Annotated in this window: 17 protein-coding genes; 5 read left to right on the top strand and 12 right to left on the bottom strand. The window is 66.7% G+C overall.

Translation table 11 applies throughout. The features are described 5' to 3' along the window. Positions 1-6: 6 nt before the first annotated feature. The 4 genes from QX010_RS03540 to QX010_RS03525 all read right to left on the bottom strand — a co-directional run bounded on the left by QX010_RS03540 (position 7) and on the right by QX010_RS03525 (position 4,814). Positions 7-1,299, bottom strand: coding sequence for an adenylosuccinate synthase (locus QX010_RS03540; protein ID WP_315803334.1), 1,293 nt, complete (start codon positions 1,297-1,299; stop codon positions 7-9). Positions 1,300-1,646: 347 nt separating this feature from the next. Continuing rightward, positions 1,647-2,330: an ABC transporter ATP-binding protein gene (locus tag QX010_RS03535; RefSeq protein ID WP_315803333.1), complete on the bottom strand. Its 684-nt coding sequence runs from the start codon at positions 2,328-2,330 to the stop codon at positions 1,647-1,649. Beyond that, entirely contained in the window at positions 2,323-3,549 is a 1,227-nt protein-coding gene (locus QX010_RS03530; protein WP_316177634.1) for an ABC transporter permease, read from the bottom strand. Before QX010_RS03530 ends, QX010_RS03535 begins: the two co-directional genes overlap by 8 nt. Then, entirely contained in the window at positions 3,546-4,814 is a 1,269-nt protein-coding gene (locus QX010_RS03525) for an efflux RND transporter periplasmic adaptor subunit (protein ID WP_316177632.1), read from the bottom strand. Before QX010_RS03525 ends, QX010_RS03530 begins: the two co-directional genes overlap by 4 nt. Before the next feature lie 210 nt (positions 4,815-5,024). On the opposite strand from QX010_RS03525, the gene mgtA reads away from it, so the two are divergent. From mgtA to QX010_RS03510, 3 genes are all read left to right on the top strand, one after another. Next, positions 5,025-7,586: a magnesium-translocating P-type ATPase gene (gene mgtA, locus QX010_RS03520; RefSeq protein WP_316177630.1), complete on the top strand. Its 2,562-nt coding sequence runs from the start codon at positions 5,025-5,027 to the stop codon at positions 7,584-7,586. 147 nt (positions 7,587-7,733) lie between these two features. Then, entirely contained in the window at positions 7,734-8,657 is a 924-nt protein-coding gene (locus QX010_RS03515) for a DMT family transporter (RefSeq protein WP_316177628.1), read from the top strand. Between the two features lie 114 nt (positions 8,658-8,771). Further along, positions 8,772-9,704, top strand: a complete 933-nt coding sequence (locus QX010_RS03510) for a DMT family transporter (protein ID WP_316177627.1) — start codon at positions 8,772-8,774, stop codon at positions 9,702-9,704. 24 nt (positions 9,705-9,728) lie between these two features. On the opposite strand, the gene QX010_RS03505 is transcribed toward QX010_RS03510, so the two are convergent. The 6 genes from QX010_RS03505 to QX010_RS03480 all read right to left on the bottom strand — a co-directional run bounded on the left by QX010_RS03505 (position 9,729) and on the right by QX010_RS03480 (position 18,783). Then, positions 9,729-11,414, bottom strand: coding sequence for a methyl-accepting chemotaxis protein (locus QX010_RS03505; RefSeq protein ID WP_316177625.1), 1,686 nt, complete (start codon positions 11,412-11,414; stop codon positions 9,729-9,731). Positions 11,415-11,532: 118 nt separating this feature from the next. Continuing rightward, positions 11,533-13,389 (bottom strand): ATP-dependent zinc metalloprotease FtsH, encoded by a 1,857-nt coding sequence (ftsH, locus tag QX010_RS03500; RefSeq protein WP_316177624.1) that lies wholly within the window; start codon positions 13,387-13,389, stop codon positions 11,533-11,535. Between the two features lie 130 nt (positions 13,390-13,519). Then, entirely contained in the window at positions 13,520-15,187 is a 1,668-nt protein-coding gene (locus QX010_RS03495; protein WP_316177671.1) for a mucoidy inhibitor MuiA family protein, read from the bottom strand. A 192-nt stretch (positions 15,188-15,379) separates the two neighbouring features. Continuing rightward, entirely contained in the window at positions 15,380-16,969 is a 1,590-nt protein-coding gene (gene serA / locus QX010_RS03490; protein WP_316177622.1) for a phosphoglycerate dehydrogenase, read from the bottom strand. Positions 16,970-17,175: 206 nt separating this feature from the next. Further along, the gene (locus QX010_RS03485) at positions 17,176-18,348 is read right to left on the bottom strand and encodes a phosphoserine transaminase (RefSeq protein WP_315803324.1); all 1,173 of its coding nucleotides are present in this window, start codon (positions 18,346-18,348) and stop codon (positions 17,176-17,178) included. Between the two features lie 144 nt (positions 18,349-18,492). Continuing rightward, positions 18,493-18,783 carry a hypothetical protein gene (locus tag QX010_RS03480; protein ID WP_315803323.1) on the bottom strand — a complete coding sequence of 97 codons (291 nt, stop codon included), beginning with the start codon at positions 18,781-18,783 and terminating at the stop codon, positions 18,493-18,495. Between the two features lie 106 nt (positions 18,784-18,889). Between QX010_RS03480 and QX010_RS03475 the strand changes: the two genes are divergently transcribed. Together QX010_RS03475 and QX010_RS03470 are read left to right on the top strand one after the other, a co-directional pair. Beyond that, positions 18,890-19,876: an aldo/keto reductase gene (locus QX010_RS03475; RefSeq protein ID WP_316177619.1), complete on the top strand. Its 987-nt coding sequence runs from the start codon at positions 18,890-18,892 to the stop codon at positions 19,874-19,876. After that, on the top strand, positions 19,873-20,724 hold the full coding sequence (locus QX010_RS03470; RefSeq protein ID WP_316177618.1) for an amidohydrolase family protein: 852 nt from the start codon (positions 19,873-19,875) through the stop codon (positions 20,722-20,724). Before QX010_RS03475 ends, QX010_RS03470 begins: the two co-directional genes overlap by 4 nt. Here QX010_RS03470 and QX010_RS03465 read toward each other — a convergent pair whose 3' ends face one another. Together QX010_RS03465 and QX010_RS03460 are read right to left on the bottom strand one after the other, a co-directional pair. Then, positions 20,725-21,180: a GNAT family N-acetyltransferase gene (locus tag QX010_RS03465; RefSeq protein WP_316177616.1), complete on the bottom strand. Its 456-nt coding sequence runs from the start codon at positions 21,178-21,180 to the stop codon at positions 20,725-20,727. A 28-nt stretch (positions 21,181-21,208) separates the two neighbouring features. Next, complete coding sequence (locus tag QX010_RS03460) at positions 21,209-22,036, bottom strand: outer membrane protein (RefSeq protein WP_315803319.1); 828 nt, start codon at positions 22,034-22,036, stop codon at positions 21,209-21,211.

Genomic DNA, 22,036 nt, shown 5'->3' with positions numbered 1-22,036 from the left:
GTCCCGTCATGCCTCGAAGGGATTCTGGACCAGAATAGTATCCTCGCGTTCGGGGCTGGTGGAAAGCAGCGCGATCGGGCAACCCACCAGTTCCTCGATGCGCCGGACGTATTTGATGGCCTGAGCCGGCAGATCGGCCCAGGAGCGCGCGTTCGCCGTCGGCTGCTTCCAGCCTTCGATCGTCTCGTAGATCGGTTCGACCCTGGACTGCGCGCCCTCACCTGCCGGAAAATGATCGATCTCCTTGCCGTCCAGCCTGTAGCCGGTACAGACCTCGATGGTGTCGAAACCATCGAGAATGTCCAGCTTGGTCAGCGCAAGACCGTTAATGCCGCAGGTCCGCACCGCCTGGCGAACCAGCACCGCATCGAACCAGCCGCAACGACGCGGCCGGCCGGTATTCGTTCCGAATTCGCGGCCGCGCTCGCCGATCTTGCGGCCGGTCTCGTTGTCCTGTTCGGTCGGAAACGGCCCCTGTCCGACGCGGGTCGTGTAGGCCTTGCACAGGCCGAGCACGTAGCCGATCGCGCCCGGTCCGAGGCCGGCGCCGGTCGCCGCCTGCGCCGCCACCGTGTTGGACGAGGTCACGTAAGGGTAGGTGCCGTGGTCGACGTCAAGCAGCGCACCCTGGGCGCCCTCGAACAGCATGCGCTTGCCTTCGCGGCGCTTGATGTCGAGCAGCCGCCACACGGTCTCCGCGTAGGGCAGCAGCTTCGGCGCCAGCGCCGTCAGCTCGCGCAGGATCTGCTGGCCGTCGATCGGCTCGAGGCCGAGACCCCGGCGCAACGCGTTGTGATGGGCGAGCAGGCGATCGATCTTGTGCGGCAGCGTATCGAGATCGGCGAGGTCCATCAGCCGGATCGCGCGGCGGCCGACCTTGTCCTCATAGGCCGGGCCGATGCCGCGGCGGGTGGTGCCGATCGCGGTCGCCGCGCTCGCGGACTCGCGCAGCGCGTCGAGCTCGCGGTGCAGCGGCAGGATCAAGGTGACGTTCTCGGCAACGCGCAGATTGTCCGGGCTGATGGCGACGCCCTGCGACTGGAGCTTGCCGACCTCGTCGAGAAAGGCCTGCGGATCGAACACGACGCCATTGCCGATCACCGACAGCTTGCCGGTGCGCAGCACGCCCGACGGCAGCAGCGCCAGCTTGTAGGTCGCGCCGTTGATGACGAGGGTATGACCGGCATTATGGCCGCCCTGGAAGCGCACGACGATGTCGGCCTGCTCCGACAGCCAGTCGACGATCTTGCCCTTCCCCTCGTCACCCCATTGGGCGCCGACGACGACCACGTTAGCCATTCGCAGCTCTTTCCTCTGCCAAGATCCAAAACAGCACGATCGGTTCGGACGAAATCGCTTCCGATGCGGGGCCAGCCTGGCCAACCATGCGCCCAGCCCAAATCGCGGCCAGGACCGCTCGCTTGCGAGGCGATCCACCGGATAAAGGAAGCCGCCGGGCTAGGCAAGCGAGAACGGGCCTTCGGAGCACACAACAGCGCCACCAAGCCTTTGATAAGCCCCAAAATTTCAAGCCGCCCCGGCTGCGGATCGGGCGACCCGGCCGTGCGCTTCTGGCGGCGCATCGAGCCGGGCAGTTCCATTGAGCACCCGAACGGCGGCGAATCTACGATCGAAGCGGCCCGCTCTCAGCTCTGGATGCGGCCGTCGACAACCTCGATGATGCGATCGCAGCGCCGGGCCAGATCAAGGTTGTGGGTGACGAGCAGGAAGCTCGTGCCGACCGTCCGATTGACGTCGCGCATCAGGCCAAAGACCGCCTCGGCAGACTTGGTGTCGAGGTTGCCGGTCGGCTCGTCCGCCAGGACCAGATCGGGGTTCATCGCCAGCGCCCGCGCCACCGCGACGCGCTGCTGCTGGCCGCCCGACATGTTGCTGGCGAGATGGTCGGCGAATTTCGCCAGCCCGACCTGGTCGAGCAGCTTCGACGCCTGCGCCTCGATCTCGGGACCCGGGAAGCCGCGATCGACCAGCAGCGGCATCATCACGTTCTCCTTGGCCGTGAAGGCGGAGATCAGGAGATGAGACTGAAAGATGAAACCGATGGTATGGCCGCGCAGATGGGTGAGCTCGGTATCATTGAGCGATGCAGTATCCTGGCCCTTGATCGTCAGCCGGCCGGAGGTCGGCCGGTCCAAGAGACCGACGATGTTCAGCAGAGTGCTCTTGCCGGAGCCGGACGGGCCGATCAGCGCGACGAACTCGCCGCGGTCGACCTCGATGTCGATATCGTGCAGCACCTCGGTCTCGGTCGGCTGCCCGACATTGTAGGCCTTGCAGACCTTTTCCAGTCGCAGCAGGACCTCAGCCACGGATCGCCACCACCGGATCGAGCTTGGCCGCGCGCAGCGCCGGCGCGGTCGCGGCGAGCAGGCCCGTCACCGTCGCGAGCAGGGCCGTGATGACGAACAATCGGCGTTCGAGGATCAACGGAAACAACTCCGAGCCATCGGCCTGACGCTGCACCGCATGCCAATAGATCAGCGCACCCGCGCCCATCGCCGCGCCGAATAGCGAGCCGACGAAGCCGAGCAGCCCGCCCTGCAGCAGGAACACGCGCAAGATCTGTCCGCGCGAGGTACCCATCGCACGCAGGATCCCGATCTCCTTGGAGCGCTGGATTACCGAGACGATTAGCACGGCCGCGATGCCGAATGCGACCGAGAGCGCGACGAACACGCGGATCAGCGTGTTGGATGTCGCCTGCGCGCGCACCGCGGTGAAGAACTGGGCATTGGTCTTGATCCAGCTGTCGGCCTTGACGCGATTGGCGGCCTGGATGCGCTGCGCAATGTCCTCAGCGGCATAGATGTCCCGTACCGTCATGTCGATCGTGGTGACGCCGCCGACCATGCCGAGCAGCGACTGCGCCGTGCGCAGCGCGACATAGGCGGAGCGCTGATTGGCGCCCTTGCTGCCGAGGTCGACGAGGCCAGTCACGATCAGCACGCGGTTGGCGCCGGAGGCGGCCTGAATGTTGAGCTTGTCGCCGACGATGGCGCCGAGATCCCTGGCGAGCTCGGTGCCGATGATGATGTCCTCGCTGGTCAGGCGCGGCTCGCCGGCGACGATGTAGTCCGGCACGCGCACGATTCTGAAGTAGCTCTCCGGCTCGATGCCGGACAGCGTCACGGCGCGGCTGGCATCGCCGCGAATGGCGAGGGCGGAGCCGGAGATGGTCGGCGACACCGCCGAGATCTCCGGCATCGCCAGCATCTGATTGCGGATCTTCGGCCATTGATCGATCGAGATCACGCGCTGGCTCGGACGCTGCACGATGGCATCCTCGATCACGCCACCGCCGTTTCGCAACGGGCGAGCGACCTGATCCGGCGTCAGCAATTGGATCTGCGGCTGCGACGTCAGCACGCGCTTGATGAAATTGGCCTCGAGGCCCGCCAGCATCGCCGACATGAACACGATGACGCCGACGCCGATCGCGATGCCGCCGATGATGAACAAGGTCTGCAGCCGGCCCTCGCGCAGGAAGCGTACCGCCGCGATCCACTCGAAGGGCAGCCAGCGGTTCACGGCAGCACCGGACGGAAGCGCTGGCCGGTCAGGATGCCGGAACTCTGGGGCACGGCGATGTCACCGGCATTCAAGCCGTCGACGATCTCGACATGGCTGTTGCCGCGGATGCCGACGCGCACCGGCTGCTTGGCGGCGCGGCCGTCCTTCACGCCGAGCACCCAGGGCTGTCCCGAGGTGATATCGTGAACCGAGCGCACCGGCAGCTCCAGCGTATCCTTGCGGGAGGCGACCTCGATGTCGACAGACACCGTCATGTCCTGGCGCAGATAGTCGGGCGGGTCCTTGACGATCAGCTTGACCTGGACGGACGCGCGGGAAATATCGATGCCGGGGTTGATGTAGCTGACCACGGCGGGGAAGCGCTTGTCGGGATAGGCATCGGCCGACGCCAGCGCCGTCTGGCCGAGCGCCAGCTTGCCGAGATTGCGCTCGTCGATCTGCAGGACGAGCTGGAGATCGCCGGCAGGTGCCAGGACGAGCAGCGTCTTGCCGGGTTGCGCCACGGTGCCGCGCTCGACACTGCGCGTGATCAGCACGCCGTCGCGTGGCGCCGAGATCGTCGCATAGCCGAGACGCGACTGCGCGGTGTCGAGATTGGCGCGCGCCTGGTTCAGCTGCGTCTCGGCCATGACGTAGTCGCTGCCACCGGGGCTCGCCGTGAAGACCTGGAATTCGGCGGCACGCTTCTGCGCCAGCGCAACGTCGAGCGTCTTCTGGGCCTCGTCGAGCGCCGCGCGCGTCGCATAGCCGTTGCCGGTCAGCTGCGACGTCCGGTCATAGGTCTGCTGGGCATTGAGCAAGGTCGCCTGCACCTGGCGCAACGCCTCCTTCGCCGACGGCAAGGTCAGCTCGGCGAGCTGGCGCATCCGCGCCTCGGCCTGCGCCACCTGCCCTTGTGCCTGCACCACCGCAGCCTTCAGCTCGCGCGACTCCAGCGAGATCAGCGGCTGGCCCTTGGTGACATGCTGGCCTTCCAGCACCAGCACCTCCTCGACCGTGCCGGTGATCTGGCTGCCGATCTCGACGCGGAACGGCGTCTCGACGTGACCGCTGGCAACGACCGTCTCGACGAGGTCGCCGCGCCGGACCTGATCGACGACGATGGCAGGCCCAAGCATGACGCGGACGCTTTGCCAGCCGCCAAGGCCGAGCAGCACGATGATGGCGAGAGCGAACCAGCGATGCGCCCAGACCGCCGCCAGGACGGTCGGACCAACGGCGGCTTTCGTGGGGGATGGGAGAGCTGCGGCTTGTTCGGCCATGGTCCTCAATACAAACTCGTCAATGCGGATGATGCCCGGCGACGGGCGCCATCCATTCCTCGGGTGCGGCCGTCAGCCCGCGGCGCATTGCCCGCAAAGCTAGGGGATCGCGGCAGCAGGATGTTGCGCTAGGTCAACCGGCGCACGATCCTTCATGCAAATCAGACAAGATGACCATCACCAATCATCCACGAACATGAACGGATGCATGTGAGCACCGATACGAGCCCCGGCCTGCACCGGTTCTGGCGGCTGTCGCCTGCGCAGGCAGCCGCAGCGCTGGGCTGCGACCTGAACGGCCTCGGCGGGGCCGACGCCGGGCAGCGGCTGCAACGCTACGGCCGGAATGCCGACTCCCCATCCCATGTCGTGGGGCCGATGCGCGCCGTGCTTCGCCGCCTGCTCGAGCCGCTATCGCTGATCCTGCTGGTGGCCGGCATCATCTCGATGGTGACGGGCGACGTGATCGGCGGCGCCATCATCGTCCTCATCCTCACGCTGTCGATCGGGCTCGATACGGTTCAGGAGGGGCATGCCGTCAAGGCGGCCGAGGAGCTCCGCCGCTCCGTGGCCCTGAAGGCCGAGGTCAAGCGGGACGGCGCCTATCGCGAGATCGACGTCGACGCCGTCGTTCCCGGAGACATCCTGCGCGTCCGCGCGGGCGACATCGTTCCTGCCGATGCGCTGATCATCGAAAGCAAGGCCTTCACTGCCGGCGAGGCGGCGCTGACGGGAGAGCCCTATCCCGTGACGAAACAGGCCGGCATTCCCAGCGATGAGAACGACACGTCGAATGTGCTGTTTCGCGGCTCAGTGGCCCAGACCGGAGAGGCCGTCGCGATCGTCGTCAACACCGGGCCGAACACGATGTTCGGCGCTGCCGCCTCGGCGCTGGCCGAAGCGCAGGCCCGCACGCCGTTCGAGCGCGACCTGCACGAATTCGGCCTCGTCATCGCGCGGCTGACGCTGGCCCTGGTCGTGATCGTGCTCACGGTGCGCGTCGTATTCGGACGCGATGTGCTCGACTCTCTGCTGTTCTCGGTGGCGCTGGCCGTCGGACTGACGCCCGAGCTGCTGCCGATGATCACGACCGTGACGCTGTCGCGCGGCGCGCTCCGCATGGCCAAGCACAAGGTGATCGTGAAGCGGCTCGCGGCGATCCATGATCTCGGCGCGATGTCGGTGCTGTGCACCGACAAGACGGGAACATTGACCTCAGCCGAGATCACGCTGGCCCGAAGCATCGCGCCCGACGGCAGCGACGACCCGCGAGCCGCGGAGCTCGGCGCGATCGCTGCCGCACTCGGCGGTGATCGTGGTTCGCTCGACACCGCGCTCATCGCCGGCGCGGACCTTGAGGCGGCAGGATGGACCCTGGGCGGACAGCAGACCTTCGACTTCTCGCGCCGGCTCGGCTCGGTGCTGGCGATCCGCGGGGCAGAACAGATCCTGATCGTGAAGGGCGCGCCGGAGGCGGTGATCGAACTGTGCACGCAGCAGCGGCAGGGCAGCACCGTCGCGCCGCTCGACGACAGCGGCCGCACCGACATGCGCGAGCGCGTCCACGCGCTGGCGCGCGAGGGCCTGCGCACGGTCGCCATCGCGTCACGGCCCTGGACCGGCGTGCCGCGCGAGATCGAGACCGATGACGAGCAGGAGCTGATCTTCGAGGGTCTGTGCGCGTTCGCCGATCCGCCCAAGCCGACCGCAGCCGCGGCCATCGCGCAGCTTGCGCGCGCCGGCATCGCGCTGAAGATCCTGTCCGGCGACGATCCGGTCGTGGTCAAGCGACTGGCCGGGCTGGTCGGGCTGAGAGCGGATCGCGTGCTGTCCGGCAGCGACATCGCCGAGCTCAGCGACGATGCGCTTGCGGTGCAGGTGCGTTCGGCCGATGCGTTCGGCCGGCTCGCCCCCGATCAGAAATCGCGCATCGTCAAGGCGCTGCAGGCCTCGGACCACGTCGTCGGCTTCCTGGGTGACGGCATCAACGACGCGCCGGCACTGAAGGTGGCCGACATCGGCCTGTCGGTCGACGGGGCGACCGGCGTGGCGCAATCGGCCGCCGACATGATCCTGCTCGCCTCCGATCTCGAGGTGGTCGCCGACGGCGTGGAGGAAGGACGGCGCACCTTCGCCAACATCCTGAAATACGTGCGGATGGGCGCGAGCTCGAATTTCGGCAACATGCTGTCGATGGCGGTCGCCTCGATCATGCTGCCGTTCCTGCCGATGCTGCCGACGCAGATCCTGCTCAACAACCTGCTCTACGATCTCTCCGAGCTCGGCATCCCGTTCGATCGTGTGAGTCCGCAGGCCACCGCGCGGCCGCAGCGCTGGGACATGAAGCGGCTGCTGCGCTTTGCCGCGATCATGGGCCCGCTGTCATCGCTGTTCGATTTTCTCACCTTCGGCGCACTGCTGTATTTGTTCCACGCGACGCCCGACGAGTTCCGGACCGCCTGGTTCCTCGAATCGATGGCGACCCAGATCCTCGTCATCTTCATCATCCGGACCAACGGACGGCCATGGAGCAACCGCGCCGATCCGATGCTGACGGCGTCGTCACTGACTGCGCTCGCCGTCGCGCTGGTCGTGCCCTTCACCCCGGCCGGCGCCTGGTTCGGCTTCGTTGCGCCGCCTGCCATCGTCTTGGCCGCCATCGCCGCTCTCGTCATCGTCTATCTGCTGAGTGCGGAGCGTCTCAAATCCGTCGCGGTCCAATCCGGACCCCGGCGACGGCACCGTGGACATGCCCCGCATGCCGGCTCCTGAAGACGATCATCGCTGCATGGTCGCGATGCATCTGCCCTCTTGATAGGCAGCTGCAATTGGTGTCTGTCGACCCAGCCGGGGAGAAACTTCGGCCTGGGATCGCCGGGCCGATTGCCGCGGCGCATCAACCGGGTCTTACAGCGCCGCATGTCTGCCGCCGACCGCACCGCGTCCGCCGCGCCCGGCTGGATCGCCAACCAGCCCTACGTATTGCTGAGCATCACGGCGCTGTGCTGGGCCGGCAACTCGATCGTCGGCCGGCTCGCCGCCGGCCACATCCCGCCGGTGACGTTGTCGTTCCTGCGCTGGTCGTTGGCCTTCCTGCTGATCCTGCCGCTCGCCTGGAAACAGCTGCGCCAGGACTGGCCCGCGATCCGGTCGCGGCTCGGCATCATGATCGCATTGTCCGTGACGGGCATCGGCGCCTTCAACACGCTGCAATACTGGTCGCTCGAATATACGCAGGCCCTCAACACCCTGCTGCTGCAGTCGGCTGGTCCGCTCATCGTGGCAATCTGGTCGATGCTGCTGCTGCGCGTGCACCTGACCCTGGCGCAGGCGATCGGCATCGTGCTGTCGCTCGTGGGCGTGCTGCTCATCCTGACCCGCGGTCACCCCACCGCGCTGGCCGACATCAGCTTCAACAGAGGGGACCTGATCTTCCTGCTGGCGATGGCGGTGTTCGGCTTCTACTCGGTGCTGACGATCAAGCGGCCGCAGATCCACGGCCTGTCGATGGTCGCTTTCACCTTCGGCTGCGGTGCCGCCAGCCTGATTCCGCTGCTGATCTGGGAGCTCAACGTGCGACCGGTCATGGCGTTCGACGCGCAGAACCTGCTCTCGCTGCTCTACGTCGCGATCTTTCCATCGACGATCGCCTATCTCTGCTTCAATCGCGGCGTGCTCCTGATCGGCGCCAACCGCGCCGCGCCGTTCTTTCACGTGGTGCCGGTGTTCGGCTCGATCATGGCCTTCGTGTTCCTCGGCGAGCAGCCGCAGATCTTCCACGTGATCGGCTTTGCCCTGGTGCTGGCCGGCGTGTTCGTGGCGTCGCGCAAACAGGCGACGTGAGACGCTGCTCCCGGGCGACGGCGCCTGCATGGCACCAATCCCCGGCGGCGCATTGCGCAGCGCCGCGATTTGGCCCACCTTGCGTCCTCCCCCCGCCAGAGCGTCCCGCCTCCCTTGCCCGCCGACGACATAAAGCCATCATCGCCGCTCGCCTGGCTCAACAACCAGCCTTACGTGCTGCTCACGCTGGCTTCGCTGTTCTGGGCCGGCAACATCGTGCTCGCGCGCTACGTCGCCGGGCACGTGCCGCCGCTGACGCTGTCGTGCATCCGCTGGATCGGGACCTTCCTGATGCTGTGGCCGTTCGCACGCACGCACCTGGCGCGCGACTGGCGCACGCTGCTCGCGCACTGGCCGCTTCTGCTGCTGCTGGCGCTGACCGGATTCGCAATCAACAACGCGCTGTCCTATTGGGCCATGCAATACACCCAGGCGCTCAACGGGCTGCTGATCCAATCGTCGACGCCGCTGTTCGTGGCGCTGTGGTCGTTGCTGCTGTTCGGCGTCAGGCTGAGCCTGGCCCAGTTCGCAGGCATCGCGATGTCGCTGAGCGGCGTGCTGGTGATCCTGACGCGCGGCGATCTCGGTGCGCTCGCGGGCATCCAGTTCAACCGCGGCGACCTGATGTTCGCGGGCGCATTGCTGGTGTTCGGCCTCTACTCCGCCGCCATGACGCGGCGGCCGGCGGTGCACCAGTTGTCGCTGATCTCGTCCTGCACGGCGCTCGGCGCCGTTCTGCTGCTGCCGCTGGCGGTCTGGGAATATTCCTCCGGGTTCGTGCTCGCGCCCGACCTGCTCTCGATCGCGACGCTCGGCTACGTCGTCGTCTTCGCCTCGACGCTGGCCTATCTGTTCTTCAACCGCGGCATCAGCCTGATCGGACCGAACCGCGCCGCGCCGTTCCTGCACCTGGTCCCGTTGTTCGGCTCGGTGCTGGCGATCCTGCTGCTCGGCGAGGAGCTCAGGCTGTTCCACCTCATGGGCTACGCGCTGGTCATCGCGGGCGTGATCATCGCCTCGCGCACGGGCGGCCCCAAGATGGCCTGAGCGTGGGGTCCGTTCCAAGCCGCCTCAGGCCGTTCGCACCTTTGCCATGAAGCCATCGACGGCCTGCTGCAGCAGGCCCGACTGGCTGTCGAGCTCACGTGCGCTCGACAGCACTTCCGAGGCGGCCATGCCCGTCGCTTCCGCCGCCTTGGTGACGCCGCCGATATGGGCGCTGATCTCGTTGGAGCCGGCCGCGACCGACTGGATGTTGCGCGCGATCTCGCGCGTCGCGTCGCCCTGCTGCGCGATCGAGGTCGAGATCGAATTGGTGATCTCGCTCATCTGCGCGATGGTCTGGGTGATGCCGCTGATGGCGGTGACCGCATCCTGGGTCGAGGTCTGCATCGCCGCGACCTGCGCCGAAATCTCCTCGGTCGCCTTCGCCGTCTGGTTGGCGAGCGCCTTCACCTCCGAAGCGACGACCGCAAAACCCTTGCCGGATTCGCCGGCGCGGGCGGCTTCGATCGTGGCGTTCAGCGCCAGCAGGTTGGTCTGCGCTGCGATCGAATGGATCAGCTTGACGACCTCGCCGATCTTCTCGGCACCGGTCGACAACACCTGAACGGTGGCATTGGTGCGCTCCGCGTCGCCCACGGCTTTACTCGCGATCTCGCTGGAGCGGGCGACCTGGCGCGAAATCTCGTTGACCGAGCTCGACAGCTCCTCGGCCGCGGCGGCAACCGTGCCGACATTGTCGTTGGCGCTCTGGGTGGCGGCGCTGACGGTCGAAGCGCGCGAGCTGGCATCGCCCGCGGTCGAGGTCATCGACTGCGCGGTGTGCTGCATGCCCTCGGCCGCCGACGCCACCGAGCGGACGATGCCATTGACGCTGCGCTCGAAGTCGGCTGCGAGGTTCTGCATGGCCGCGGTCCGCTCGGCGGCCGCGCGCTGCTGGGTGGCGGCCTCGGCCTGCTCGAGCTCGCGCATCCGCAGCGCGTTGTCCTTGAAGATCTGGACGGTCGCGGCCATCCCGCCGATCTCGTCGCCGCGGCCGACACCGGGAATCTCGCCCTCGAGCCGGCCGTCGGCGATCTCGCGCATGCGGACGCCGAGACGATCGAGCGGCACGCTGATGCTGCGGCTGATCAGCCAGGCGATCCCGCCGGCGACGACCGCGATGCCTGCGCAGGCCATCCAGATCAGCCATTTCAACGGCTTCATCTTCGCGTCGAGATCGTCGACATAGACGCCGGTGCCCACGAACGTATTCCAGCCGGGAATCATCACCGCATAGGAGATCTTGCGGGTCGGCTGCTCCTGACCGGGACGCAGAAATTCGTAGTGCAAGGTGACTTCGCCATCCTTGGCAACGCCGTCGCGCAGCTCGACGACGAGCTTGCGGCCGTTGAGCTCGAAATCGATCACGTTCGAGCCGCGTTGCTTCGGATCCTGGGACAGCACCACATTGCCGTCCATCGTATAGGCGAACAGATAGCCCGTGCCCTTGTCGAAGGTCATCGTTCTCCCGCGATCGACGAACTCGTCGAGCGCAGCCTCCTTCGTCAATTTGCCGGCTTCGACATCCTTGATGAGGCCGAGGGCCATGTTACGCGCGGTCTCGACGATCGCCCGGCACTGTTCGATGCGGGCATTGACCATCTCCTTTTGCATCAGAGTGCCGGCAAACGTACCGGCCGCGGCAAGGCCCAGCATCGCGACGCCGACGACGATGGCGAGCTTGGGGGCAATCTTCAGGTTGTTCAGCAGCACGCAAAGAACTCCGCCCGGTCCCCGATCGACGGCCTCGATCTGTCAAGGTGAGCTGCCGGTTAACTGATCAGGTGATGGTTAGAGTTCGGTTGCGAACGCGCCCCCGTAGAAACCCGGATCAGCTCGGGACAACGGCATCCGGGGCCGGGACCGCGGCGGAGGCGGGCCGCAATGGCGCGAACTCCTCGGCGGTCAGCGTCTCCTTGGCGATCAGGAGGGCGACGCCGCGCTCGAGGTCCGGGCGATGGCTTTCGAGAATCGCCCTGGCACGGGCATCGCCGTCTGCGATCAGATCCCGCACCGCGAGGTCGATCTCGCGCCCGGTCTCCTCGGCCGCCGACACGATCTGATCCTGCGGCTGCAGGAACGAGATCTGTGGACGCGGCGCGTAAGTGCGCTGCCCGACAGTCGCATCCATCCCGTATTTGGTGACCATCTCGATGGCGATCTCGGTCGCGCGCTGCAGATCGTCGGCGGCGCCGGTCGACACGTCGCCGTCGAAGATCAACTGCTCCGAGGCGCGGCCGCCCATCAGGACGGCGATGCGGTTCTTCAGCTCGCTGACCGCGAGCAGAAAGCGATCCTCGGTCGGGCGCTGCATCGTGTAGCCGAGCGCGCCGACGCCGCGCGGAATGATCGAGACCTTCTGCACCGGATCGACGCCGACGAGATTGGCCGCGACCAGCGCGTGGCCCATCTCGTGATAGGCGACACGGCGGCGCTCGGCGGGACTGAGCACGCGGCTCTTCTTCTCGATGCCGGCGACGATGCGCTCGATCGCCATCGTGAAATCGTCGAACGTCACCTCGTGACCCTTGCGGCGGGTCGCCGCGATCGCCGCCTCGTTGATCAGGTTGGCGAGGTCGGCGCCGGTGAAGCCGGCCGTCAGTGCCGCGACCTTGTCGAGATCGACGCTGTCGGCGACCGTGATCTTGCGGACATGCACCTTGAGAATTGCGAGCCGCCCGCCCCTGTCAGGACGGTCGACCAGCACCTGGCGATCGAAACGGCCGGCGCGCATGAGCGCGGGATCGAGGATCTCCGGCCGGTTGGTGGCGGCGAGCAGGATGACGCCGGAGCTTGGGTCGAAGCCGTCGAGCTCCGCCAGCAATTGATTGAGCGTCTGCTCCTTCTCATCGTAGCCGCCGAGTTGGCCACCCGCGGTTCGGCTGCGGCCGAGCGCGTCGAGCTCATCGATGAAGATGATGCAAGGCGCGGCCTTGCGGGCCTGCTCGAACAGATCGCGCACGCGGGCAGCGCCGACGCCGACGAACATCTCCACGAACTCGGATCCGGAGATCGAGAAGAACGCCACCCCCGCTTCGCCCGCCACCGCGCGCGCGAGCAGGGTCTTGCCGGTGCCGGGCGGGCCGACCAGCAGGATGCCCTTGGGGACGTGTGCGCCGAGCCGGCCATAGCTCTTCGGATCCTTCAGGAACTGCACGACCTCCTGCAGCTCGAACTTGGCCTCGTCGACCCCTGCGACATCGGCAAAGGTGACCTTGGTGTCGGTCTCGACATAGACCTTGGCGCGCGACTTGCCGATCGACATCAGACCGCCGAAGCCTTGGCGGTCCATCACCTTGCGGCCGAGGAACACCCAGATGAGATAGAACATCAGCGCCGGCACGACCCAGGACAGCAGCGTCTGGATCAGCCCGCCCGAGGGCACGCCGGTCACCTTCACGCCCTTCGCGGCGAGCTTCTCGGCCAGCGGCGGATCGACGCGCGCGGTGATGAACGACGTCTTGCCGTCGGACTGCTTGTCCTTGAACTTCCCCTGGATGGTGTCCTGGCTGACCGACACCTCGGAGATCTTGCCCTGCTCGATCAATTGCTCGAACTGGCTGTATGGAATGGTCTCGACCGTGTTGTAGGTCGTCAGCAGCCACTGCAGCAGCAGCATGCCGACGCCGGCGAGGAAGATGTAGCCGACGGCGACGGCCTGCTTGCGGGTGTTCGGGTCGGATTCCATGTCGGCGCTCTCGGTCGAGATTGATCACGGCCGGACAGGACGTGATCAACGGGGTTCCACTCGCGCATAACAGGACCGGGACCGGGCGGCTTGTCATGGATCAAGCGGCACCAGTCCCCCCGCCCGGCACTCAGCCCGACGGCTGCATCACGATCGACTTGTCCTTCGGCCAGCGCACGCGCCAGGCGAAGGCGATATCCTTGGTCTCGCCGGGTTTGGCGTCGATCACCCATTCGACGACGCCACGCCGGTCGCGGACGTTGGTCGAGACCGGCGGCGTGGTCGCAGGAAGCATCTCGACCGTGATCTCTTCGTTCTCGCTGACCGGCAGCTGATCCTGGATCGCGACCTTGACCGGGAAATCATGCGCGTTGCGGACCGTCGTCTTGAAGGCGCGCTCGTCGATCTTCGCCGTCGTCACGATCAGGCCGGCCGAGCCTTCGTTGCGCTTGACGACACTACGCTCGACCTTGACCTTGTCGTCGGCCCCGAAGCCGAGACGAACGGGCTCATCCTTGCCCGCGGCGGCCAATTTGCTGGTGCCGACGAACATGCCGTCGCGATAGATCGAGACCTTGCCCGGCAGCAGCGGCGCGTCCTCCGCCTGTGGGAAGCTCGCTTCGAGATGGGCGGTGGGATCGATGACGGGCGCGGAACGGATCGTCAGTTCGGGCGTGATCGTCGCGGTGGAGATGCGCAGGCTCTTCGCGCCATCATTGGCACCGACGCTGACGCGTCCGGGAAGACGGGAGACGGTCTGGAAGGCGCTGATCTCCGCGACCGTCTGCTGCTCGACGGCCTTGTCCGCGACATCTCCGAACGTCGTCCCTCCGTTAAAGCGAAACTCCTGCCGGCTCTCCATGAGTCCTCGTGCCGCGCTCACGGCGGCCGGCTTCGGCGCTGGCGGTGGCGGCGGCGGATATTGCGCGATGATCGTCCTGAGCTCGGGCGCACTGCCGCCGCGTCCGGTCCGCACCGTCGAAACCGTGAGCGCGACCTCGGGCCAGTCCTCGCCGGTGGCCTGCTGGATCTCGGCGCGTCGCACCAGCTCGAGAGCCGGTTTGTGGTCCTTCGCCGACGTGTCAAGACGCGCGTCATAGAGCGGCACCCAGCGGGCATTGCGCACCGCGTAGGTCACGCGCAAGGTCGCCTTGGTCGCTGCCGCCGCCGACAATTCGATCCGCACCTCCAGCTTGCTCGGGGGCTTCGTCGTGAGATTGTCCTGCAGGCGCGCGATCTCGCGATCGATGTCGCGCTGCTTGCGCTCCGCATCACGGATCGCCGCGTCGGCCTGTCCGACCTCGTCGGCAACGGCGGCGAACGCGGCACGCCATTCCGTGATCGGACGCGCCTCGCCCTTCTCGCCGAGCCCGGCCGGCGATGCCTCGGCAAAACGCTCGGCAAATTTCTTGCGCGCAACAGCCGCTGCAATCGCGCCGTCGAGATTGGCACGCTCGTCCTGCAGCGCTTCGATGCGCTTGTCGATGTCGGGCAGGTTGACGGGCGGCGCCGCACGCGGCGGCTTGGCGTCGACGGTGCCGATCACGAGCTTGGTGCCGGCCTCGCCTTCCACGCGCAGCGAGGACGCATCGAGGCCGAGCGGGAAGTCCTTGGCGATCGCGGTGCTGTCACCTGCGGGAAGGTCGAGCGAGATGACCCGGGTCACCGTCGCGCCATCCGGATAGACTGTCACGGCATCGACGGTGGAGGTCGTATCGACGTTTGCCGCATGGCCGGGCACCGCCGTCAGCGCAGCACCCAGGACGAGACCCGTGGCAAGCAGGCCCTTGTTTCGCATGGTCATCACTTTCTCCGCAGCCCAACGCCCACGGGACCGGGTCAGCCGGTCCTTCATCGGGCGTTAGACGCAGGGAAAGAAAGCCGGGTTCAATCGACGGCTTGAAGGGCCGGTCGCTCGATGGCCCTTCAGAGTCGCAACGGCGACAGGGCCAGAGGCCGCGCCGCCGTTGCAACTCATCTCATCGGACGATCAGAACGCCAGCGCCTTGGCCTGCTTGACCTGCGGCAGCGCCTGGATCTTGGCGAGCAGATCGGCCGGCACCGCACCGTCGACCTCGACCAGCGCGATCGCGTCGCTGCCCGGCGCGACGCGGCCGAGATGGAAGGTCGCGATGTTGATCTTGGCATCGCCCAGGAGGCTTGCGAACTTGCCGATGAAGCCCGGCTTGTCCTCGTTGGTGACGTAGATCATCGACTTGCCGAACTCGGCGTCGACACGGATGCCCTTGATGTCGACGAGGCGCGGCTTGCCGTCGGCGTAGACCGTGCCCGACACCGCGCGCTCCTGGTGCTCGGTGGTGACCGCGACCGTGATCAGGCTCTCATAGTCGCTCTCGCCGGCGCGCAGCACCTCGTCGACGATCATGCCGCGCTCCTTGGCGATCACCGGCGCCGACACGACGTTGACCTCGCCCAGCATCGGCCGCAGCAGTCCGGCCAGCACCGCCGAGGTCAGCGCCCGGGTCTTCATCTCGGCGACGTGGCCTTCGTAGGTGATCTGGATCTTGGTGATGCTGCTTTCGGTGAGCTGGCCCGCGAACGAGCCGAGCTTCTCGGCGAGCGCGATGAACGGCTTCAGCTTCGGCGCTTCCTCGGCCGTGATCGACGGGAAATTGATCGCGTTCGAGATCGCGCCGGTGAGCAGGTAGTCCGACATCTGCTCGGCGATCTGCAGCGCGACGTTCTCCTGCGCTTCCGTGGTCGAGGCGCCGAGATGCGGCGTGCAGATCACGTTGGCATGGCCGAACAGCGGATTGCTGGTGGCCGGCTCCTCGGCGAACACGTCGAGCGCCGCACCCGCGACGTGCTTGGAGTTGAGCGCCTCGAGCAGCGCCTGCTCGTCGATCAGTCCGCCGCGCGCGCAATTGATGATGCGCACGCCCTGCTTCATCTTGGCGATCGCCGCGGCATCGATGATGTTGCGGGTCTTGTCGGTCAGCGGCGTGTGCAGCGTGATGAAATCGGCGCGCTTCAGCAGCTCCTCGAGCTCGACCTTCTCGACGCCGAGATCGAGCGCGCGCTCCTCGGTGAGGAACGGATCGAAGCCGATCACCTTCATGCGCAGGCCCTGCGCACGGTCGCAGACGATCGAGCCGATATTGCCGCAGCCGATCACGCCCAGCGTCTTGCCGGTGATCTCGACGCCCATGAAGCGGTTCTTCTCCCACTTGCCGGCCTGGGTCGAGGCGTCGGCCTGCGGGATCTCGCGCGCCAGCGACAGCATCATCGTGATCGCATGCTCGGCGGTCGTGATCGAATTGCCGAACGGCGTGTTCATCACGATGATGCCCTTGGCGGTCGCCGCGGGGATCTCGACATTGTCGACGCCGATGCCGGCGCGGCCGATCACCTTGAGCCGCTTGGCGCGCTCGATGATCTTGGCCGTGGCCTTGGTGGCGGAGCGGATCGCAAGGCCGTCATAGTCGCCGACGATGTCGGCGAGCTTGTCCTTGTCCTTGCCGAGATTGGGCTGGAAGTCGACCTCGATGCCGCGATCCTTGAAAATCTGCACGGCAGCCGGGGAGAGTGCGTCGGAAATGAGAACTTTGGGTTTGGACATGACGATGTTCCTTCACGCCCTCTTTGCGAGGGACGGCGCAGGGCGCCGAGATGAGTTGGAAACTTGTAGGGTGGGCAAAGCGACTTGCCCGCCGTAGCTCTTCGAGCGAAGGCGGGAGCGTGCCCACCGCTCTCTCGCGTGAGGTGAGATAGATGGTGGGCACGGCGCTACGCGCCTTTGCCCACCCTACGAAGACAGCACGTGCCTCAGGCGGCCTTCGGCAGCGCGGCCTTGGCCTCGGCGAACGCCCAGTCGATCCACTGCGTCAGCAGCGCGACGTCGCTCGCTTCCACGGTGGCGCCGCACCAGATGCGCAGGCCAGCCGGCGCATCGCGATAGTGTGCGAAGTCGAAGCCGGCGTTCTCCTTCTCGACCAGCGCCACCAGCTTCTTGGCGAACTCCGCCTGGGCATCGGCCGAAAGCGATGTGATCGCGGGATCGATGACCTTGAGGCACACCGAGGTGTTGGAGCGGATCGCGGGATCCTGCGCCAGGAAATCGATCCAGGGCGTGCGCGCCTTCCAGTCGGCCAGCACCTTGGTGTTGGCATCGGCGCGCGCAATCAGCGCCTTCAAACCGCCGATCGACTTGCCCCAAGTGAGCGCATCCAGATAGTCCTCGACGCACAGCATCGACGGCGTGTTGATGGTCTCGCCCTCGAAGATGCCGGCATTGAGCTTGCCGCCCTTGGTGAGGCGGAAGATCTTCGGCAGCGGCCAGGCCGGCTTGTAGGTCTCGAGACGCTCGACTGCGCGCGGCGACAGGATGAGCATGCCATGCGCGGCCTCGCCGCCGAGCGCCTTCTGCCAGGAGAAGGTAACGACGTCGAGCTTCGGCCAGTCAAGCGGCTGAGCGAATGCAGCGGAGGTCGCATCGCAGATGGTCAGGCCTTCACGCGTCGCGCTGATCCAGTCGGCGTTGGGAACGCGGACGCCCGAGGTGGTGCCGTTCCAGGTGAAGACGACGTCGCTGGCCGGATCGACCTTCGACAGATCCGGAATCTCGCCATAGCCGGCATGCAGCTTGGTGACATCCTTGAGCTTGAGCTCCTTGATGATGTCGCTGACCCAGCCTTCGCCGAACGATTCCCAGGCGATCGTGGTGACGGGCCGCGCACCGAGCAGCGACCACAGCGCCATCTCGACCGCACCCGTGTCGGACGCGGGCACGATGCCGATCTTGTAGTCGGCCGGCACTTCGAGAACGTCGCGCGTCAGCTCGATCGCCTGCTTGAGCTTGGCTTTGCCGACCTTCGCGCGATGCGAGCGGCCGAGGGGAGCGTCCTTGAGATTTTCGGAGGTCCATCCGGGACGCTTGGCGCAGGGGCCGGAGGAGAAATGCGGCACAACAGGCCGCTGCGAGGGCTTCGCTGCAGTCATCGTCTATCCTTCCAGATAGTAAGCCTCCCGTTGGGGGGAGGTGTCCCGCCCCGGTGATTACGGGAAGGGTCGTTCCGCGTCAAGGAACTTCGCGCGCTCGCGCCGGCGTTCACGCAGTCGTGCTGGCATGCAAGCGAATGCAATTCATTCCGGCGCGGCACCGACGGGCGACTGGCCAGCCGGAGGACGATGCAGGAAGGTCATCGAGGCGTAGGCGCCGATCCAGGAGCCGACCGCAGCGAACGCGACGTAGATCCAGTTCTCCGTGTAGCTGATCACGGCGAATGACGAGAGCATGTACCAGATCGAGCTCCAGGTCGCGGCCGATACGCGCCGCTTGGCGACGACCGCCGACGTGAACATCACGTAGACCGCGTCGGTCGCCGCCGTCGCCAGCACGACTCCGAAGGCCGTCAGTGGATTGATCGCCGACATCGTCCCCTCCTCTTCGTTGTGCTGCACCATGCGACGTCATTGTTTCGTCGAACGCATCCATGCACAATGACGCGATCTGCACGCGCCGAACAACAAGGATAGAAGAATGGAACGCGTCCGTCTCGGGAGGAGCTCGCTCGACATCACCCGTCTCGGCCTCGGCACGGCGCCGCTCGGCGGCCTGTTCGCGCCGGTCAGCGATGGCGATGCCGAAGCCACGATCGCCGCGGCGTGGTCGCGCGGCGTGCGCTTCTACGACACCGCGCCGCTGTACGGCTTCGGCCTCGCCGAGCAGCGGCTCGGCGCGTTCTTGCGCCGGCAGCCGCGCGACAGCTATGTGATTTCGACCAAGGTCGGCCGGCTGTTGCGGCCGGACGCGACGGCCTCGGGCGAAGACCCGCACTACAAGGGCACGCCGCCGCTGCGGCCACAATTCGACTACTCCCATGACGGCGTGATGCGTTCGGTCGAGGAGAGCCTGGTCCGGCTCGGCCTGGATCGCATCGACATCCTGCTCGTGCACGATCCCGACGATCACTACGACGAGGCCGTGGCCGGCGCCTTTCGCGCGCTGCAGCGGCTGCGCGACGACGGCAGCATCAAGGCGATCGGCGCCGGCATGAACCAGTCCGAGATGCTGGCGCGCTTTGCCGAAGCCGTTCCGGTCGACTGCTTTCTCCTGGCGGGCCGTTACACGCTGCTCGACCAGGGCGCGCTGACGGCGCTGTTTCCGATCTGCGAGAGGCAGAACATCGCCATCATTCTCGGTGGCATCTACAACAGCGGCATCCTCGCCAACCCTCATGGGCCGGCGAAGTTCAACTACGAGGATGCCGATGCCGCCCTGGTGGCGCGGGCGCGCCAGCTCGATGTGCTGTGCAGGCAGCACGGCATCGGGCTCAAGGCGGCCGCGATCCAGTTCTGCCTGGCCCATCCCGCGGTGACCGTCGGCCTGCAGGGCGCGCGCAATGCGCAGGAGGCGGCCGACAACATCGCGCTGGCGCACGCGCCGATCCCGCCCGCGTTCTGGCGCGACCTGCGCGCCAGCGACCTGGTCGACGCCCGCGCGCCGCTGCCGGGAGAGGCGCCATGAGCCGCGTCATCGATGCGCATCAGCACTTCTGGTATCCCGGTCGCGCCGACTATCCATGGATGGCCGGTGACGCGCTGGCGCCGATCCGCCGGCCGTTCGGTCCCGCCGATCTCGCCACGCTGCTGGCCGAGAACGGTCTCGACGCCAGCATCCTGGTGCAGACCCGGTCGTCGCTCGACGAGACCGAGGAATTCCTGCGCATTGCCCATGCGACGCCGTTCGTCGCCGGTGTCGTCGGCTGGGTCGACCTGACCGATCCATCGGTGGGACCAACGATCGACCGGCTGCGCGGCCTGCCCGGCGGGGACAGGCTGGTCGGCATCCGCCACCAGGTCCATGACGAGGCCGACCCGGCATGGATCTTTCGCGGCGACGTCAGGCGCGGCCTCGACATCGTGTTCGCCCGCGATTTGAGCTACGATCTGCTGGTGCGCACGCGAGAGCTGCCGGCGGCGATTGCGACGGTGCGCGCTTTTCCGAGAGCGCGCTTCGTGCTGGACCACGCGGCCAAGCCGCCGATCGCCACCGGCTTCGATCAGGACTGGGCCGATCGCATCGCCGAGCTCGCGGCCTGCGGCAATGTCTGGTGCAAGGTGTCGGGGCTCGCCACGGAAGCCGTCTGGACCGACTGGGACGCGGAGCGGCTGCAGCCCTATGTGACACATGTGGCGCGCTGCTTCGGCGCCGACAGGCTGATGTTCGGCTCGGACTGGCCGGTCTGCCTGCTCGCCGGCAGCTACCGTGAAATCAAGCAGGCGCTCGAGCACTGCCTGACACAGCTCGGCTCGGACATCCGCGACAAGGCGTTCGGCCCGAACGCCGTCGCGGCCTACCGCCTGCCGCGCTGATCAGAACCGCATCACCATGCCGAAATGGCTCTTGGCGAAGCCGAGCCGCCCGTAGAAGCGCTGCGCGTCGGTGCGGCTTTGATGCGTCATCAGCTCGACCAGATTGCAGCGCTGCTTGCGCGCCTCGGCGATCGCCCATTGCAGCAGCTGCTCGCCGATGCCGCGGCTGCGGCGGTCGGTGGCGACCCGAACATCCTCGACCAGCGCGCGCGACGCACCTTGCGAGCTGAGCCCGGGCAGGATGCAGAGTTGCAGGCAGCCGACCACCCGGCCCGCCTCCTCGGCAACGATCAGGGTGATGTTCCCATCCCGCGCGATCGTCTCGAACGCGTCGTAGTAGGACTGCGGCAACGGCTGCTCGAGGCGTTCGCGCGCCCGACCGAGATGATCGTCGGCGAGCATGGCGACAATGGCAGCGACGTCGTCGCGCTGCGCAGGACGGATGCTGATGGACATCGGCATACAGGACAGGCTTGCAATCAGCTCAGAACTTGTAGCCGAGGCCCGCGCGCACCGTATTGATGCTGGTGTCGACCGTCGAGGTGAAGCGGACGTATTCGTATTCGGCCCGCGCAAACAGGCCGCCGACCAGATTGACGTCGACGCCGAGACCGGCGCTGTAGCCGTAGATCAGGTGATTGTGCTGAAGGTTGTTGGCGCTGAGCGGCGCAAGCGGCGTGTAGGTGCCGAGAAAGGTCGTGCTGACCCGGTCCTGAACCGTCACGGACTGGCCGATATCTGCGTTGCCGAGTGCAAGGCCGAAAAATGCGTAGGGCAGGAAGCAGCCCATCGCATAGCCGGCACGACCGCGGATCGTCGCCATGTCGGTGATCGAGATCTGCGAGGACTGCGTCGACGTCACGGCGTGGAAGTTGCCGTCGGTCAGTGCGGCCGTGCTGACGAGCGTGCGGCTCGAAGAGGCCATGCCGCCGTATTTGCCGTGCAGATAGCTCGCCTCGACGCCGAGCACGACGTCGTCCCACTGACTGTTGTAGCCGACGAAGGCGCCGAAGCCCGATGCGCGCGAGGATTGCTTGCCGAGGTTCGGGTTCCAGGACGAGACCTGCATCTGGCTCTCGATCAGCGTGTTGGCCAACACCGCCGCCGTCATGTTCTTGGTCGAGCCGTTGAAATTCTCATCGGACGAGCCGTAGCCGCCCTGGACGCCCACATAGTAGCCGTCCCAGTTGACCCGCGAATTGTTCAGGCCCTCGGTCAGGCCGCCGCGCAGGATCGGAAGGTCGGACAAGTCCGCGGCCTGGGCCGCGGAGATCATGCCGCACACCGAAACCGCCACCACCAGGCTACGCAT

The sequence above is a fragment of the Bradyrhizobium sp. SZCCHNRI1009 genome, assembly GCF_032487575.1.
GTDB lineage: Bacteria > Pseudomonadota > Alphaproteobacteria > Rhizobiales > Xanthobacteraceae > Bradyrhizobium.
This window is presented reverse-complemented; position numbering and strand designations above follow the sequence as displayed.